The organism is Ruegeria sp. CDSC025, assembly GCF_059610805.1.
The window spans coordinates 425,216-440,174 of record NZ_JBXWOJ010000002.1 but is presented as its reverse complement, the minus strand read 5'-3'; the positions used below and the strand labels follow the sequence as shown (position 1 = coordinate 440,174).

At 56.7% G+C, this 14,959-nt stretch carries 17 protein-coding genes; 5 read left to right on the top strand and 12 right to left on the bottom strand.

Features of this window, described 5'->3' with window-relative positions; translation table 11 throughout:
* The first annotated feature begins 134 nt into the window (after positions 1–134).
* Entirely contained in the window at positions 135–863 is a 729-nt protein-coding gene (locus AC2FH8_RS05360) for a Hint domain-containing protein (protein WP_246097113.1), read from the top strand.
* A gap of 67 nt (positions 864–930) precedes the next feature.
* Here AC2FH8_RS05360 and AC2FH8_RS05355 read toward each other — a convergent pair whose 3' ends face one another.
* The 8 genes from AC2FH8_RS05355 to AC2FH8_RS05320 all read right to left on the bottom strand — a co-directional run bounded on the left by AC2FH8_RS05355 (position 931) and on the right by AC2FH8_RS05320 (position 8,715).
* Positions 931–3,132, bottom strand: coding sequence for a 3-hydroxyacyl-CoA dehydrogenase NAD-binding domain-containing protein (locus AC2FH8_RS05355; protein ID WP_496688645.1), 2,202 nt, complete (start codon positions 3,130–3,132; stop codon positions 931–933).
* The gene (locus AC2FH8_RS05350; RefSeq protein WP_142632807.1) at positions 3,125–3,613 is read right to left on the bottom strand and encodes a cupin domain-containing protein; all 489 of its coding nucleotides are present in this window, start codon (positions 3,611–3,613) and stop codon (positions 3,125–3,127) included. The genes AC2FH8_RS05355 and AC2FH8_RS05350 overlap by 8 nt, the downstream gene beginning before the upstream one ends.
* On the bottom strand, positions 3,613–4,824 hold the full coding sequence (locus AC2FH8_RS05345; RefSeq protein WP_142632809.1) for an acetyl-CoA C-acetyltransferase: 1,212 nt from the start codon (positions 4,822–4,824) through the stop codon (positions 3,613–3,615). The genes AC2FH8_RS05350 and AC2FH8_RS05345 overlap by 1 nt, the downstream gene beginning before the upstream one ends.
* Positions 4,825–4,834: 10 nt before the next feature.
* Positions 4,835–5,473, bottom strand: coding sequence for a glutathione S-transferase family protein (locus tag AC2FH8_RS05340; protein WP_496688643.1), 639 nt, complete (start codon positions 5,471–5,473; stop codon positions 4,835–4,837).
* A gap of 79 nt (positions 5,474–5,552) precedes the next feature.
* Complete coding sequence (locus AC2FH8_RS05335; RefSeq protein WP_142632813.1) at positions 5,553–5,765, bottom strand: hypothetical protein; 213 nt, start codon at positions 5,763–5,765, stop codon at positions 5,553–5,555.
* A gap of 51 nt (positions 5,766–5,816) precedes the next feature.
* Positions 5,817–7,598, bottom strand: coding sequence for an acyl-CoA dehydrogenase C-terminal domain-containing protein (locus AC2FH8_RS05330; RefSeq protein ID WP_496688641.1), 1,782 nt, complete (start codon positions 7,596–7,598; stop codon positions 5,817–5,819).
* Between the two features lie 48 nt (positions 7,599–7,646).
* On the bottom strand, positions 7,647–8,048 hold the full coding sequence (locus AC2FH8_RS05325; protein ID WP_142632817.1) for a MerR family transcriptional regulator: 402 nt from the start codon (positions 8,046–8,048) through the stop codon (positions 7,647–7,649).
* A gap of 298 nt (positions 8,049–8,346) precedes the next feature.
* The gene (locus AC2FH8_RS05320; protein WP_142632819.1) at positions 8,347–8,715 is read right to left on the bottom strand and encodes a MerR family transcriptional regulator; all 369 of its coding nucleotides are present in this window, start codon (positions 8,713–8,715) and stop codon (positions 8,347–8,349) included.
* A 113-nt stretch (positions 8,716–8,828) separates the two neighbouring features.
* On the opposite strand from AC2FH8_RS05320, the gene AC2FH8_RS05315 reads away from it, so the two are divergent.
* The 3 genes from AC2FH8_RS05315 to AC2FH8_RS05305 are packed head-to-tail and all read left to right on the top strand — an operon-like array spanning position 8,829 to position 11,089.
* Positions 8,829–9,248, top strand: a complete 420-nt coding sequence (locus AC2FH8_RS05315; protein WP_142632821.1) for a PaaI family thioesterase — start codon at positions 8,829–8,831, stop codon at positions 9,246–9,248.
* Positions 9,248–9,766, top strand: a complete 519-nt coding sequence (locus tag AC2FH8_RS05310) for a PaaI family thioesterase (RefSeq protein ID WP_496688639.1) — start codon at positions 9,248–9,250, stop codon at positions 9,764–9,766. The genes AC2FH8_RS05315 and AC2FH8_RS05310 overlap by 1 nt, the downstream gene beginning before the upstream one ends.
* Before the next feature lie 6 nt (positions 9,767–9,772).
* A complete protein-coding gene (locus tag AC2FH8_RS05305) occupies positions 9,773–11,089 on the top strand; it encodes an MATE family efflux transporter (RefSeq protein ID WP_142632825.1) in 1,317 nt (438 codons plus the stop codon).
* Here the strand turns inward: AC2FH8_RS05305 and arsC are convergent.
* Genes arsC through AC2FH8_RS05285 form a run of 4 tightly spaced genes read right to left on the bottom strand, consistent with a single transcriptional unit; the run spans position 11,086 to position 13,245 of the window.
* Positions 11,086–11,427 (bottom strand): arsenate reductase (glutaredoxin), encoded by a 342-nt coding sequence (arsC, locus tag AC2FH8_RS05300; RefSeq protein WP_142632827.1) that lies wholly within the window; start codon positions 11,425–11,427, stop codon positions 11,086–11,088. The genes AC2FH8_RS05305 and arsC overlap by 4 nt on opposite strands.
* Positions 11,424–12,482, bottom strand: a complete 1,059-nt coding sequence (locus AC2FH8_RS05295) for a quinone-dependent dihydroorotate dehydrogenase (protein WP_271948007.1) — start codon at positions 12,480–12,482, stop codon at positions 11,424–11,426. Before AC2FH8_RS05295 ends, arsC begins: the two co-directional genes overlap by 4 nt.
* Positions 12,479–12,910 carry a DUF1330 domain-containing protein gene (locus AC2FH8_RS05290; protein WP_496688636.1) on the bottom strand — a complete coding sequence of 144 codons (432 nt, stop codon included), beginning with the start codon at positions 12,908–12,910 and terminating at the stop codon, positions 12,479–12,481. Before AC2FH8_RS05290 ends, AC2FH8_RS05295 begins: the two co-directional genes overlap by 4 nt.
* Positions 12,907–13,245 carry a DUF952 domain-containing protein gene (locus AC2FH8_RS05285; RefSeq protein WP_496688634.1) on the bottom strand — a complete coding sequence of 113 codons (339 nt, stop codon included), beginning with the start codon at positions 13,243–13,245 and terminating at the stop codon, positions 12,907–12,909. Before AC2FH8_RS05285 ends, AC2FH8_RS05290 begins: the two co-directional genes overlap by 4 nt.
* 107 nt (positions 13,246–13,352) lie before the next feature.
* On the opposite strand from AC2FH8_RS05285, the gene AC2FH8_RS05280 reads away from it, so the two are divergent.
* Positions 13,353–14,930 carry a bifunctional metallophosphatase/5'-nucleotidase gene (locus tag AC2FH8_RS05280; protein ID WP_142632834.1) on the top strand — a complete coding sequence of 526 codons (1,578 nt, stop codon included), beginning with the start codon at positions 13,353–13,355 and terminating at the stop codon, positions 14,928–14,930.
* Positions 14,931–14,959 lie beyond the last annotated feature (29 nt).

Genomic DNA, 14,959 nt, shown 5'->3' with positions numbered 1-14,959 from the left:
GTTGTTCCGTTTTTAGCGTTATCCAACGGGGTTTGGGACCCAAATCAGGCTCAAATGTGTCAAAATTTGGACGCGTGATCGGTTTGGATGCTAATGAATATCTATTGTTTTTGGTGCCAGCAGGGGGGAGGCACGTGTTTGAAGTAGTGAGTGACATGGGTATTTCAGATGTTCCGGAAAGCCGGACACAATTCGAAACCAGAGTAGAACTGAACGCGCGCCGTGGCGGCTTGATCCACGGGACCAGGGTTGCAACTGTCGACGGCTGGACGCCGATTGAAGACATTCAGCCTGGTGATCTGATCCGGACAGTCGAGAACGGCTTTAAGGCAGTAAGGCGCATTTCTGTCGATACGATTTCGGTTCCTACTGAAGAAAGTCGGATCGAGTATTTGCCAGTCCGCGTACCCCCAAGTGCCGTCGACAGCCCAGGTACGATTTGGATCATGCCTGAACAGGGTATAGCATTGGAGCATGGCACCGCAGATCTGACTGTTGTGGCAGCACGAAAGTTGAGCGGTTTGTTCCGCATCAAGTCGGACGTCCCGGCATCATCATTCGATGTCAGCGCACTGTTCTTTGACGAGGATGAAGTGGTCTATATGGAAGGCGGCATGCGCGCCTTCTGCCCGTCAGGGCGTTTCGGCGGCCACAGCGGCACAAGTGCGGGCTATCAAATTGCCGAAAGCGAAACAGCGGCGGAATTGGTCGAAGATATACGAACTGAGGGCCGCGTGGCAGCCCTTGCCAACCCGTTGGGTGCGCTGCCTGCACCCATCTCACTGGAACAAGTTGTCCCTTTGAGACCCAGCAGGGGTGCGCGTCGCCCGGGTCGTCCGGGTCGGCCTCTCCCAGTGATCTGAACGGCAGGCCAACCAAACACGATAAGCAGGGTGCTGGCGTAAGGTATCTTACGCCAGCACCAACTGTTTAGGCAGCCTTGGCTTCGGGGTTGAAACGCCCGTAGAAGCTTTGGCCTTTATCTGCCATCTCACGCAGCAGCGGCGGGCAGGTAAACCGTTCCCCATATTGTGCGGTCAACTGATCGCAGCGCTCGGCCGCATAAGGGGTGCCGATGATGTCCAGCCAGCTCAGCGGGCCACCTGACCAAGGTGCAAAGCCCCAGCCCAAGATTGCGCCGACGTCACCCTCGCGGATGTCTTCCAGAACGCCTTCTTCCAATGCGCGGACGGCCTCCAGAACCTGAGCGAACATCAGGCGTTCCTGCACTTCGATCAGGTCGGGCTGATCCTCTGCCAGCGGATACTTGTCCTGCAGACCCTTCCAATATTCGACGCGCTTGCCTTTTTCGTCATAGTCGAAGAAGCCCGCGTTTGCCTTGCGGCCCAGACGGCCCTGTTCTTCCATCCAGAAGATCAGATCATCGGACGGGCTTTCAGGATATTCGTTGCCCATCGCGGCCTTGGTTGCACGTGCGATCTTGGCACCCAGATCAATCGAGGTCTCATCAGTCAGCTGGATCGGCCCGACAGGGAAGCCCAACTGGCGTGCCGCGTTGTCGATCAGAACCGGGCTGACGCCTTCGGTCACCATCCGGGCACCTTCATTGATGTAGGGAATGATGCAGCGGTTGGCGTAGAAGAAGCGGGCATCGTTGACCACGATCGGCGTCTTGCGGATCTGACGCACATAGTCCAGCGCCTTGGCCACTGCGCGATCACCGGTTTCCTTGCCTTTGATGATCTCGACCAAGAACATCTTCTCGACGGGCGAGAAGAAGTGGATGCCGATGAACTGATCCGCACGCACCGAAGCTTTGGCCAGGTCGCTGATCGGCAGGGTCGAGGTGTTCGAGGCAAAGATGCAGTCCTCGGGAATGATCGCCTCGACCTTTTTGGTCATCTCGGCCTTGACGCCCATGTCTTCGAAGACGGCTTCGATGATCAGGTCGCAGCCCTTCAGATGATCAAGGTCAGGGGTCGCGGTGATGCGGCCCAGCATGGCCTCTTTCTTTTCAGCCGTAACCTTGCCGCGCTTCATACCTTTGTCCAGGTACGTTTCGGTATAGGCTTTGCCTTTGTCTGCAGCTTCCTGATCGCGGTCGACCAGAACAACTTCCATACCGGCCTGCGCCGATACAAGTGCGATACCCGCACCCATCATGCCAGCGCCCAGAACACCGATCTTCTTGACTGACTGATCCGGTACGCCCGCAGGACGCACGGCGCCTTTTTCCAAGGCTTCCTTGTTCAGGAACAGTGATCGGATCATGGCACCCGAAGACGGGTTCATCAGAACGGAGGTGAACCAACGGGCTTCGATCTTCAGCGCGGTTTCGAAATCAACCAGCGCACCTTCGTAAACAGCGCTTAGCAACGCCTTGGCGGCAGGGAACGCACCCTGAGTTTTGCTATTCACCATTGCCGAGGCGCCGACGAAGTTCATGAAACCGGCAGGGTGGTAAGGCGCGCCACCGGGCATTTTGTAACCCTTGGCATCCCAAGGCTTCACAATGTCCGCATCTTTGGCGTTCAGCACCCAATCTTTTGCTGCGGCAACTGGATCCTCGGCGATCTCATCGATGTAGCCTGCACTTTTCGCCTTTTTGACGTCCAGCATCTTGCCTTCCAGCAACAGCGGAGCGGCTGCAATCGCACCGACCTTGCGGACCATACGGGTGGTGCCACCAGCGCCAGGGAAGATGCCAACCATGATTTCAGGCAGGCCGTATTTCGCCTTTGGGTTCTCGGCTGCAAAGATGCGGTGCGTCGACAGCGGTAGTTCCATGCCAATGCCTGCGGCTGTACCGGGCAGGGCGGTTGCAATCGGCTTGCCGCCTTTCTTGGTCTTGGGGTCCATGCCCGCCAGCTCGATCTTGCGCAGCACGCCGTGCATATTCATGGTGCCTTCGAACAGGCCCTTGGCGGGGTTGTCACCCGCCTGTTCTTTCATCACCGCAAGCAGGTTCAGGTCCATGCCACCGGCGAACGAACCTTCTTTCCCGCTGGTGATAACGATGCCTTTGATCTCGTCATCGGCAAGTGCCTGATCGATGCAATCGCTTAACTGTGCGAATCCGTCAAAAGACATCACGTTCATGGATTTTCCCAGGACGTCCCAGGTGATAATGGCGACGCCGTCCGCGCCTTTGCTCAGAGTGAAATCAGTCATTGTCATCTCCAATCTGGTCAGCCGTTAGCGGGCTGCCATCTTTCCGGGTGAAAGAGAATCCGTTCTCATCATCCTTCACCATCATGTCTAAGTCGCTGTAATAGCCGGTCTCGTTCGGGGTCCGTGTGCCCACCACCAGAAAGGTTGCAGGCGCATCGGTGTTGTTCACAAGGTGATGGCCGTTGGCTTCACCTGCGGGCCATGCGGCGCAATCGCCGGGCTGCATTTCATGCTCGCCATCGTCGTCGATCAGCGTACAGGTGCCGCTTAGCATGATTGCAAACTCGTCCTGCTCCATATGGTAATGGCGCAGCGAGGACATGCCCTGCGGTTCCAGCCGCACGATGTTCACACCGTACTGGGTTAGCCCGCCCGCATCACCGAGGCGCTGAACAAAACGGCCTGCGGTCGCCTCGGCCAGCTTGCCGGGATAGGCCGAGCCGCCCTGAAACGGAATCTGAGAGAGATCCAGCTTTGGCATCAGACGCGCTCGATGATCGTTGCTGCACCCATGCCGGATGCGATGCAAAGCGTGGCCAGCCCGGTTTCCTTGTCCTGACGTTCAAGCTCATCCAGCAGGGTGCCGATGATCATCGCGCCGGTCGCGCCCAGCGGGTGGCCCATTGCAATCGAGCCGCCATTGACGTTGACCAAAGCCGGATCGACATCGAATGCCTGCTGGAAGCGCAGAACAACCGAGGCAAAGGCTTCGTTCACTTCGAACAGGTCGAGATCGCTGATTTTCATGCCGTTGTCGGCGAGGATTTTCTCGGTCACCGGAACCGGACCGGTCAACATAATGGTGGGGTCGGTGCCGATCTTGGCCGTGGCCTTGATGCGTGCGCGCGGCTTCAGGCCGTATTTCTCGCCGAATTCCTTGTTGCCGATCAGAACTGCCGCCGCACCATCCACGATGCCCGAGCTGTTACCCGCGTGGTGGATATGATTGATCTTTTCCAGATGCGGGTATTTCAGCTTTGCGACGTTGTCGAAGCCGGGCATTTGCTCGCCCATCATCTGGAATGCGGGGTTCAAGCCACCCAGGCTTTGCATGTCCGTGCCGGGGCGCATGTATTCATCATGGTCCAGAATGGTCAGGCCGTTCTGATCCTTAACGGTGATGACCGATTTCGAGAACCGGTTGTCGTCCCACGCAGCTTTTGCACGGCGCTGCGATTCCATCGCCAGCGCATCAGCCTGATCGCGTGTGAACCCGTATTCGGTCGCAATGATATCAGCCGAGATACCCTGCGGAACGAAATAGGTGTTCATCGCCAGTGAAGGGTCAGCCGCAATCGCAGCGCCATCGCTGCCCATCGGAACACGGCCCATCATCTCGACCCCGCCTGCAATATAGGCGTCGCCTGCGCCGCCTTTGACCTGGTTGGCAGCCAGGTTCACAGCTTCCATGCCCGAGGCGCAGAACCGGTTGATCGCCAGCCCGGGGATCGATTCATCCAGATCAGAACCCAGCACTGCGGTTCGTGCCAGACAGCCGCCCTGTTCCATAACCTGGGTTACGTTGCCCCAGATGACGTCCTCTACGGCGTGGCCCTCTAGATTGTTCCGCTCTTTTACGGCGTTCAATGTCAGCGAGGACAGGCGCGCCGAAGTCAGCTCGTGCAGGCTACCATCCTTGCGGCCTTTGCCGCGCGGAGTACGCAGGGCGTCATAGATATATGCGTCGGTCATAGTTTTCTCCTTAAGCTCGATCCGGCACAGAGCCGGGCATCAGGTCGTAGGGGTGTTTCCAGCCAGGCTGCTGGGACAAGCGTGTCAGCCAGGCGTCGATATTTGGCCATTCGGTGCGGTCAAAGCCGAAGGGTTCAGGATAGTAGAGATAGCCACAGCAGCTGAGATCAGCATTGGTTACACCGTCCCCAACGATCCAGTCGCGACCGTTCAGATGTGCATCCAGGACTTGATACGCAGCCTTCAGGCGACCCTGGTTGAATGCGATCACATCTGGGTTGCGATGTTCTTCCGGCAGAAAGTTGATCAAAAAACGGGTCAGGCCTGCCACCGAGCTGAGTTTGTGGTTGTCCCACAGCACCCAGCGCAGTACCTCGTATTTCTCTTCCTGCGTCTTTCCTCCGAACATGCCTGTCTTTTCAGTTATATAAGTCTGAATGACCCCGGACTGACTGGTGCGAAAGTCGCCATCAATCATGACGGGCGCTTCACCCATTTCGTTGATAGTGGCACGAAATTCGGGAGTGCGTGTCACTCCTTTGAAGAAGTCGACTTCGACGGCTTCCCATTCTAACCCTGATAACTCCAGAGCCAGCGCCGCCTTGTACGAGTTTCCGCTGACGCCGAAACAATGCAGTTTGATGGTCATCATTTGCCTCCCTTGGCACATGAGTCAGTGCGATGTGCTGTATCACGTAGCCCGCCCTTTTTCGGGCGGGTCTGGTTTCTTATCGTTTGCGCTCTTCAAGTTCGGAATTGAAGATACGCAAACGGTGCGTCAGGCTCTCTTCGTCGATGACGCTGTTGAAGTTCTCGAACAGGAATGACAGTGCCTCACCTTCGTCCAGACCAGCCTCGCGCGCGAACCCTCTGAGTTTGCGATAGCCGTCTTCGGTCATGGCGACCGGGAAACGGCGTGTTAGGCGAAATCGTTTTGGCATATCGAGCCTTTCGAATGGCCGGCCCCAAGATGGTCTGGGGCCGGTCAGAGATCAGAAGCTTGCCGCGTCCAGGCCCATGACAGTATCCGCACCGCTCTGGATGCGTGTCAGATGAAGACCGGTGGCTGGCAAGCGACGCGCCATGTAGAACTGGCCGGTGGTAATCTTTGTCTCGTAGAACTCGGTGTCCGAAGTCCCGGCTTCAAGTGCGGCATAAGAAGCTTTTGCCATCTGTGCCCACATCAGGCCCAGGCAGACATGACCGAACATGTGCATGAAGTCATTCGACCCAGCCAGCGCATGGTTGGGGTTCTTGGTGCCGCTTTGCATAAAGTACATGGCAGCGGCCTGCAGATCCTTGGAGGCCGCTTTCAGCGGTTCGATAAACGCCGTATCATAGGCTTCGTTCTGACCTGCGTTTTCCTTGCAGAATTTTTTGACCACTTCGAAAAACGCCATGACGTGTTTGCCGCCATCCTGGGCAAGTTTACGGCCCACAAGGTCAAGCGCCTGAACGCCGTTTGCGCCTTCGTAGATCATCGCGATCCGGGCATCGCGGGTATATTGCGACATGCCCCATTCTTCGATGTAGCCGTGGCCACCATAGACTTGCTGGGCCTTGACCGTCATGTCATAGCCTTCGTCGGTCAGGAACCCTTTGAGGACCGGCGTCAGCAGTGAGATCAGGCCATCGGCGGCATCGTCACCAGAGCGGTGGGCCTTGTCGATCATGGTGGCTCCCCACAGAACAAAGGCACGGGCACCCTCGGTAAAGCTCTTCTGATCCATCAGGCTGCGGCGGATGTCGGGATGCACGATCAGCGGATCGGCTGGACCGTCCGGATTTTTCGCGCCGGTCACATCGCGGCCCTGCAGGCGGTCCTTGGCGTATTCCACCGCGTTCTGATAGGCCGCGTCGGCCTGGGACAGACCCTGCATGGCTACACCCATACGAGCTTCGTTCATCATGGTGAACATCGCGCGCATGCCTTTATGCTCTTCGCCCAAAAGATAGCCGGTTGCCTCGTCATAGTTCATGACGCAGGTCGAGTTGCCGTGGATGCCCATCTTTTCTTCGATGTTGCCGACCGATACGCCGTTGCGTTCACCCAGGCTGCCATCTTCGTTCACCATGAATTTAGGAACGATGAACAGGGATACACCCTTGATGCCTTCGGGGCCGCCCACGATCTTGGCCAGCACCAGGTGAATGATGTTGTCGGCCATGTCGTGTTCACCAGCCGAGATAAAGATCTTCTGACCGGAAATCTTGTAGGAGCCATCCGTTTGCGGTTCAGCCTTGGTGCGCATCAGACCCAGGTCGGTGCCGCAATGCGGTTCGGTCAGGTTCATGGTGCCGGTCCAATCGCAGCTAACCATGTTCGGCAGATAGGTTTCTTTCTGCTCTTGGGTGCCGTGCGCCAGAATGGCCGAGGCTGCGCCGTGGGTCAGACCTTGATACATGGTGAACGCCTGGTTCGAGGCGGAAAACATCTCGGCCACGGCAGAGCCAATGACATAAGGCATGTTCTGGCCGCCGAACTCTTCGGGCATGTCCAGGCCGGTCCAGCCGCCTTCCTTCATCTGACCGAATGCGTCTTTAAAGCCAGTAGGGGTATATACCACACCGTTTTCCAGACGACATCCTTCGGTATCACCGATTGTATTCAGCGGGTGCAGAACATTTGTCGCCACCTTACCGGCTTCTTCTAGGACAGCGCCGGTAAAATCAGGTTCAAGCTCGCTATAACCCGGGATGTCCGATCCCGATACATTGAGCACTTCGTGCAATACGAACTGCATGTCTTTGGTTGGTGCATTGTATACGGGCATTGGGAACTTCCTTAGTTTCGCTTGTCCGGTGGGTGGGTGCCGCCGGGGTTATTCTGCGGCCTTTTTGTCGCTCTTGATCGAGGCGATCACTTTCTCGCCCCATCTCAACTGTTCTTTTAGATCGTCAATGGCCTGGGTCAGCTCTTCACGCCGGGATTCCATATCGGCAAGCCGCTCGCACGCGATCTCATAGGTGCGGGTCATCTGTGTAACCTGCTGATCACCTACGTGATACAAATCAAGAAGCTGGCGAATTTCTTCCAGGCTGAAGCCAAAGCGTTTGCCTCGCAGGATCAGCTTGAGACGCGCCCGGTCGCTTTTGGTGAACAGTCGTTTCTGCCCTTCGCGGATCGGAAACAAAAGTTCCTTTGCCTCGTAAAAACGTAATGTGCGCGGCGTGACATCATAGGTCTCGCACATTTCACGAATGGTCATCAGATCTTCGGTCATGGTTTCTGCACTCTTGTAACTGGCCTTCGTTAAGCTGATTTGCGCAGTCGATGCGCGTCTTACAGCACGTAGATGCCGTTCACGTAACGCGAACGCTGCGTCACAAATAAGTTGACGTAACTTCCGTTCGCGTCAAGGTTTCTACTGCAGGGAATTTCAGGACGTCACGTCAGATCACCTTCCAGATGCAATTTCCCAAACACGGAAAAGCATGCTGAAAGGGTAAAAGAGCCGAGGAAGGGTCTGTTTTTGGCTTTGGCAAATCCGATAGTAAACGCGGTCAGCTGGGCAGCAATGCCTAGTCTAACAATTTCGCGGTCTGGTCACGCATTTGTTCCAAGGCATCTATGGCTTCATCTAACTGTTTTTTCTGATTGTTCAGTTCGACAAGCTGATGTTCGGCCATTTCGATGAAGGCCTTCATCTGTGCCTGATTCCCCTGATCTTCGTAGATCAGCAGCCACTGGCGGATATCTTCCAGAGGAAATCCGTATTTCCGTCCCCGCATGATCAGCGTCATCCGAGCGCATTCCCTAGGCCCGTAAAAGCGAGTTCGGCCTTCGCGGTCAGGCTGCAGAAGTTCGATATATTCATAGTAGCGCAGGGTACGTGGAGTCACGTCAAACTCGGCGCACATCTCTTTGAATGACAAACGGTTGTCGGGCATTCCTGGTCTCCTTCGAAACAGCGTAGGACGTGGCGACTTCAAGCGCAACAGGCGGGCTTGCTCTTTTGCTAGCCTGACGCTCATAAAGGGAGAAACAGAGAGGACACAAGTAGATGGTCGACAAAGCTGCTATAGCACGACAGTTTATTGAGGCCATTCCGCATGCCAAAGCTTTGGGTTTGACACTCACCAAAATGGGTAATGGCGAGGCCGAGATTTCGATGCCCTACAAGGCCGAACTGATCGGTGATCCACGCACGGGTGTGATCCATGGCGGGGCGGTTTTTGCCCTGCTTGACACCTGCTGCGGTTCCGCGGTCATGTGCCATCCTTCTTCGCCCGGCGCCACCGCGACAATAGATCTGCGGATAGACTACATGCGCCCGGCGACGCCAGGACAGAGCATTACGACACATGCTGTCTGTTATCACATCACCAGAAACGTGGCCTTTGTCCGCGCAACTGCGATGGATGAGGACAAGGACCTGCCCGTGGCAACCGCCACCGGTTCATTCACAGTGGAGAGCCGATGATGTCACGACCTCGGCCCGAAGCCATGCAGCTCATCGAACAGCGTCGCGATGCAGCACTGAAGGCAATCGTGGATGGTGTTCCATATATTCAGTTTCTCGGAATCGAATTTGACCGGCGGGGAAATGAGTTGACCGGGGTACTGAACTTTGACCAAAAGCTGATCGGAAACCCGATGCTTCCGGCGCTTCATGGTGGTGTGACGGCTGCCTTTCTGGAAGTAACCGCGGTTATCACCCTGAGTTGGGAGTATTTCTTTCCCCGGATCGAAAACGGCGAATTCGATGCCAGCACGGTCTTTCAAGATGAAACCATCATGTTTCCAAAAACAGTAGATTTTACCGTTGATTACCTGCGATCGGGCTTGCCACGGGATGCCTATGCGCGTGCCTTTGTTCGCCGATTAGGGCGCCGGTATGCGTCGGTTCGTGTCGAAGCGTGGCAGGACAATCATCAGCGTCCTTTCGCACAGGCCAGCGGGCATTTTCTGATGCCGCAGTCCAAATCGAAAGCTGAGTAGATTTCCATGCAAGACGCCTCGGCACCCATCACGCACAGGCGCGTGCTTAAAATTGCAGCGCCCATCGTGCTGTCGAATGCCACGGTTCCGATCCTTGGGGCCGTGGATACTGGCGTAGTCGGGCAGATGGGTCTGGCTGCGCCGATTGGGGCTGTTGGGATGGGGGCCGTGATTCTGGCCTCGATCTACTGGATATTCGGCTTTCTGAGGATGGGGACCACCGGCCTGGCGGCGCAGGCGCGCGGGGCAGGTGACACTGCAGAAACCGGTGCGCTGCTGATGCGGGGCATATTGCTGGGCAGTGCGGCAGGTATGGTTTTCATATTGGCCCAAGTCCTTTTGTTCAAAGGGGCTTTTGCCCTTTCCCCCGCCAGCCCCGAGGTTGAGGCGCTGACCCGCGACTATTTGCGGATACGCATCTGGGGTGCGCCGGCAACGATTGCGCTGTTCGCCATCACTGGCTGGTTGATTGCGATTGAACGTACGCGTGGGGTCTTTGTCCTGCAGGTCTGGATGAACGGGCTGAATATTCTCCTGGATCTGTGGTTTGTGCTTGGTCTGGGTTGGGGCGTCGAGGGGGTGGCCATCGCGACGCTCATCGCCGAGTGGAGCGGGCTGGCACTGGGTCTCTGGCTGTGCCGCAGTGCTTTTACCGGGAATCAATGGCGTGACTGGCCGCGAATTTTTGATCCCACGCGTCTGCGTCGGATGATGCAGGTGAATGGTGACATCATGGTCCGTTCGGTATTGCTGACCGGCGCCTTTACCACATTTCTCTTCGTCGGATCGGATCTGGGGGATGTTAATCTGGCAGCCAATCAGGTCCTGCTGCAGTTTCTCGAAATTACCGCCTTTGCGCTGGATGGATTCGCCTTTTCCGCCGAGGCTCTGGTCGGCGGCGCCATCGGTGCGCGGGATCGGCATCAGGTGCGCCGAGCCGCGGCCATGGCTTCGCAATGGGGGGTAGGGGGTGCATTTGTACTCGGTGCGGTTTTCTATCTGGCCGGACCAGCGTTGATCGACCTGATGTCAACTGCACCTGAGGTGCGACTAGCCGCACGCGAGTATCTGGTCTGGGCGGCGCTGGCGCCGGTGATCGGTGTGGCAAGCTGGATGTTTGACGGCATCTACATAGGCGCGACCTGGACGCGCGCAATGCGCAATGCGATGATCCATTCGGTTGCGATTTATGTTTTGGCCCTGTTCATATTGGTGCCTGCGCTCGGCAATCACGGCCTTTGGGCCGCGCTGATGATCTTGAACATCGCGCGTGCCTGCACGCTGGGATGGCGATACCCCAAGCTTGAGGCTTTGGTCGCCTAAAGAAGGTCCAGAAGGGATTCCGTAGGGCGACCAATGGCTGCGTTGTCCCCTTTGATTGCAAGCGGACGCTCGATCAAAATCGGATGGGCCGCCATTGCTGTGATCAGGTCATCCTGAGCGGTATTCTTGGTTAGGCCCAGTTCCTTGAACAGCTTTTCGCTAGTCCGCATCAGGTCGATGGCGGGGATATCAAGGCGTGTAAGTACGGCCCGGATTTCGTCTGCCGAGGGCGTGTCCTCAAGGTATTTGCGAATTTCGACCTGCGCTCCGTTTTCCTCAAGCAAAGCGAGCCCTGCGCGAGACTTGGAGCATCTGGGATTGTGCCAGTATTCGATCATATCCAGTCCTGTCTTTTGCTTCCAACGGCCTGCGCAACTGTTTCAAACCCGTCGCGCGCCAGCAAGTCATCCAAACCTCGCGCGATTTCTGCCGCAAGTGAGATACCACCGAAAACCATCGCGGTGTAGAATTGCACGGCCGAAGCACCGGCGCATATCTTGGCATAGGCCTGTTCTGCTGTGCTGATGCCACCAACGCCGATCAACGGAATCTGACCGTCGGTCAAATGGCTAAACCGGGCAAGAACGCGGGTGGATTTTTCGAACAAAGGCGCGCCGGACAGGCCGCCTGCTTCGTCTCTGTGTGCGCTGCGCAACCCATCGCGCGACAAAGTGGTGTTCGAGGCGATGACCGCATCAACGCCCGATTCATGGGCCACTTCGGCGATATCCCGCAGCTCATCCTCGGTCAGATCGGGGGCGATCTTGAGGAATACTGGTAGAGGGCGCATTAGGGTGTTTCGGGTTTCGATCACGCCGCTCAACAGAGCGCTCAGCGCCGCTTTGCCTTGCAAATCCCGCAGCTTTTCAGTGTTCGGAGATGACACGTTGACCGTAGCGAAATCCAGATGCGCCCCACAATGGGCCAGTACCTTGGCAAAGTCGCCGGGGCGATCATCGCTGTCTTTGTTCGCACCAAGGTTCAGTCCGATCACCGCATCCCTGGGGCGCGCCGCCAGACGACGGGCCATGGCCTCCATCCCTTCGTTGTTAAAGCCAAAGCGGTTGATGGCAGCCTTGTCTTCGGTCAGGCGGAACAGGCGCGGCCTGGGATTGCCGGGCTGCGGGCGTGGGGTAACGGCACCGACTTCGATGAACCCAAACCCGGCGCTGGACAGGGGGCCAAGAACCTCTCCGTTCTTGTCGAACCCTGCGGCCAGACCAACCGGATTGGGCAGATTCAGCCCGGCGATTTTGGTCTGCAAACGCTGTGACGTGACCGGCCCTGGTGCAGGCGCAAGCCCTGCCTTCAGGGCTTTGATCGACAGGGCATGTGCAGTTTCTGGGTCCAAGCGGTGCAGGGCAGCCAGCCCCAGCTTTTCAGTCAGTTTCATCCAAACATTTCTCCGCCTTCGGTCGGCGCGCACCGGATAAGGCGAGAGGTCTTCACCGCAGCCTGACGATGCACGACCGCCTGTTTGTAGTCAGGGTCGGATATCATTTCCAGAAAGGCATGGGCCGATGGGTAACTCGCGATAAATACCGCGTCCCATGCCTCATCCTTCGGGCCAATCAACGTATTCTGAAACGTGCCGCGCCAAATGATCTTTGCCCCAAGGCGGGTAATGATCGGCGCGGTTTCGATCCCATAATTTCGATAGGCCTGAGCGCCCGACAGACCGTTTCTGGCCAGTTCGTGCCCCGATGGATATTCGGCCCGGTCGCGGAACCTCACCAGGTTCAGCATCTCAATAGGCTGGTCACGATCCAGTACCTTGAAGGCCTCAAACTGGGCGCGATCCGGGTCGATATACCCCGTCATTTCATGTCGTCCGGGAAGTGATGCGCCTTGCCGTCAAAGGGCAGGGGGCAAGACCAGATAATGTCGGTCATACGGATTTGACGGTAGAGATGCGGAAACAGAGCCTCCCCCCGCGAAACCTCCCACTTCAGGTCCTCGCCCATCGCGTCAGCATCGCAGGCCAACAGCGTCAAACCTTCGGCGCCGGCAAAATGCTTGGCAGCGGTTTCCGCAGCTTGTTCAGCTGTCGAAAAGTGGACAAAACCGTCCGAAACATCAATCGGAGCACCATCCGTGGCGCCATCGGTCTGCAGCGCCGTCCATTCGCTGGCGCGGAAAATCTTGTAAATCAGCATAGAACGGTCATGCCCCGCGCTGCGGCTAGATTCAAGCCGGATTTCCCCCTTTGACTCTTTGCTGAAGGCGGCGCAACATCTTGGCAATTAACAAAGGGAGTTAAAATATGTTCACCCGTTTCCTAGCCTCGGCTGCTGTGCTGGGTTTGACTGCAGGAATGGCCGCCGCCGAATATAAACTGACCATTCTGCACACCAACGACTTTCATTCGCGTATCGAGCCGATCAACAAATATGACAGTGGCTGTAGTTCAGATGACAACGCCGAAGGAAAGTGTTTTGGCGGATCTGCCCGTCTCGTAACAGCAGTGGAAGAAGCCCGCGGACGTGCCGAAAACTCGATCCTGGTAGATGGCGGCGATCAGTTTCAGGGCTCGTTGTTCTATACCTATTACAAGGGCAAGGTCGCGGCCGAGTTCATGAACAAACTGGGCTATAACGCTATGACCGTGGGCAACCACGAATTCGATGATGGCCCGGAAGTCCTGCGCGGGTTTATCGACACGGTTGATTTCCCGGTGCTAATGTCGAACGCGGATTTTTCCGGCGAAGAATTGCTGAACGGCAAGATCAAAAAGTCTACAGTGATTGAAGTCGGCGGAGAAAAAGTCGGCCTTGTTGGCCTGACGCCGGAAGACACGCATGAACTGGCCTCTCCTGGCCCGAACATCACATTCTCGGACCCGGTTCCCGCGGTTCAGGCCGAAGTGGACAAGCTAACCGCGGAAGGCGTGAACAAGATCATCGTTCTCAGCCATTCGGGATATGCTGTCGACCAGCGTGTTGCACAGGAAACGACCGGCGTTGACGTAATCGTAGGTGGGCATTCCAATACATATTTGTCCAACGTTTCTGACAAGGCTGTTGGCCCCTATCCGACAGTGGTCGATGGCGTGCAGATCATTCAGGCCTATGCCTATGGCAAATTCCTGGGCGAGCTGAATGTCACTTTTGATGACGACGGAAATGTTGTCGCGGCGGCTGGTGAGCCGCTGATCATGGACAACAACGTAGCCGAAGATCAGGCCTCGCTGGACCGTATCGCGGAACTGGCCGCTCCTTTGGACGAAATCCGCAATAAGGTCGTGGCCAGCACGTCTGAGGCGATTGAGGGTGACCGTTCGATCTGTCGTGTTCAGGAATGTCAGATGGGCAATTTGGTCGCTGATGCCATGCTTGCGCGGGTTGCTGATCAGGGCGTTCATATCGCGATTGCGAACTCTGGCGGCTTGCGTGCTTCGATTGACCCTGGCGACGTGACCATGGGTGAAGTTCTGACCGTGCTGCCGTTCCAGAATACGCTTTCAACCTTTGAGATCAGCGGACAAGGCATCGTTGACGCGCTTGAAAACGGCGTGAGCCAGGTAGAAGAGGTCAAGGGCCGCTTTCCGCAGGTTGCCGGTCTGACCTTTGTTTGGGACGCATCGGTGGCACCAAACGAAGGGCGCGTATCAGAGGTCATGGTATCCAACGGCGATGGGCTTACCCCGATTGATCCGGCGGCGACTTACCTTGTCGTTACCAATAACTACGTCAGAAATGGCGGTGACGGGTACAGTATGTTCGAAGGCGACGATAAAAATGCCTATGACTTCGGCCCGGATCTTGCAGATGTCACGGCGGAATACCTAGCCGAAAACGCGCCTTACCAGCCTTATCTGGACGGTCGCATCAAGCAAAAGTAAGGCGACCAGAGCGAAACGAAAAGGGCCGC

Bases quoted from the DNA above. Each gene is read 5' to 3' on its own strand.
- AC2FH8_RS05355 (WP_496688645.1), bottom strand. From the start codon at position 3,132: ATGACTGATTTCACTCTGAGCAAAGGCGCGGACGGCGTCGCCATTATC.
- AC2FH8_RS05350 (WP_142632807.1), bottom strand. From the start codon at position 3,613: ATGCCAAAGCTGGATCTCTCTCAGATTCCGTTTCAGGGCGGCTCGGCC.
- AC2FH8_RS05345 (WP_142632809.1), bottom strand. From the start codon at position 4,824: ATGACCGACGCATATATCTATGACGCCCTGCGTACTCCGCGCGGCAAA.
- AC2FH8_RS05340 (WP_496688643.1), bottom strand. From the start codon at position 5,473: ATGACCATCAAACTGCATTGTTTCGGCGTCAGCGGAAACTCGTACAAG.
- AC2FH8_RS05335 (WP_142632813.1), bottom strand. From the start codon at position 5,765: ATGCCAAAACGATTTCGCCTAACACGCCGTTTCCCGGTCGCCATGACC.
- AC2FH8_RS05330 (WP_496688641.1), bottom strand. From the start codon at position 7,598: ATGCCCGTATACAATGCACCAACCAAAGACATGCAGTTCGTATTGCAC.
- AC2FH8_RS05325 (WP_142632817.1), bottom strand. From the start codon at position 8,048: ATGACCGAAGATCTGATGACCATTCGTGAAATGTGCGAGACCTATGAT.
- AC2FH8_RS05320 (WP_142632819.1), bottom strand. From the start codon at position 8,715: ATGCCCGACAACCGTTTGTCATTCAAAGAGATGTGCGCCGAGTTTGAC.
- AC2FH8_RS05315 (WP_142632821.1), top strand. From the start codon at position 8,829: ATGGTCGACAAAGCTGCTATAGCACGACAGTTTATTGAGGCCATTCCG.
- AC2FH8_RS05310 (WP_496688639.1), top strand. From the start codon at position 9,248: ATGTCACGACCTCGGCCCGAAGCCATGCAGCTCATCGAACAGCGTCGC.
- AC2FH8_RS05305 (WP_142632825.1), top strand. From the start codon at position 9,773: ATGCAAGACGCCTCGGCACCCATCACGCACAGGCGCGTGCTTAAAATT.
- arsC (WP_142632827.1), bottom strand. From the start codon at position 11,427: ATGATCGAATACTGGCACAATCCCAGATGCTCCAAGTCTCGCGCAGGG.
- AC2FH8_RS05295 (WP_271948007.1), bottom strand. From the start codon at position 12,482: ATGAAACTGACTGAAAAGCTGGGGCTGGCTGCCCTGCACCGCTTGGAC.
- AC2FH8_RS05290 (WP_496688636.1), bottom strand. From the start codon at position 12,910: ATGACGGGGTATATCGACCCGGATCGCGCCCAGTTTGAGGCCTTCAAG.
- AC2FH8_RS05285 (WP_496688634.1), bottom strand. From the start codon at position 13,245: ATGCTGATTTACAAGATTTTCCGCGCCAGCGAATGGACGGCGCTGCAG.
- AC2FH8_RS05280 (WP_142632834.1), top strand. From the start codon at position 13,353: ATGTTCACCCGTTTCCTAGCCTCGGCTGCTGTGCTGGGTTTGACTGCA.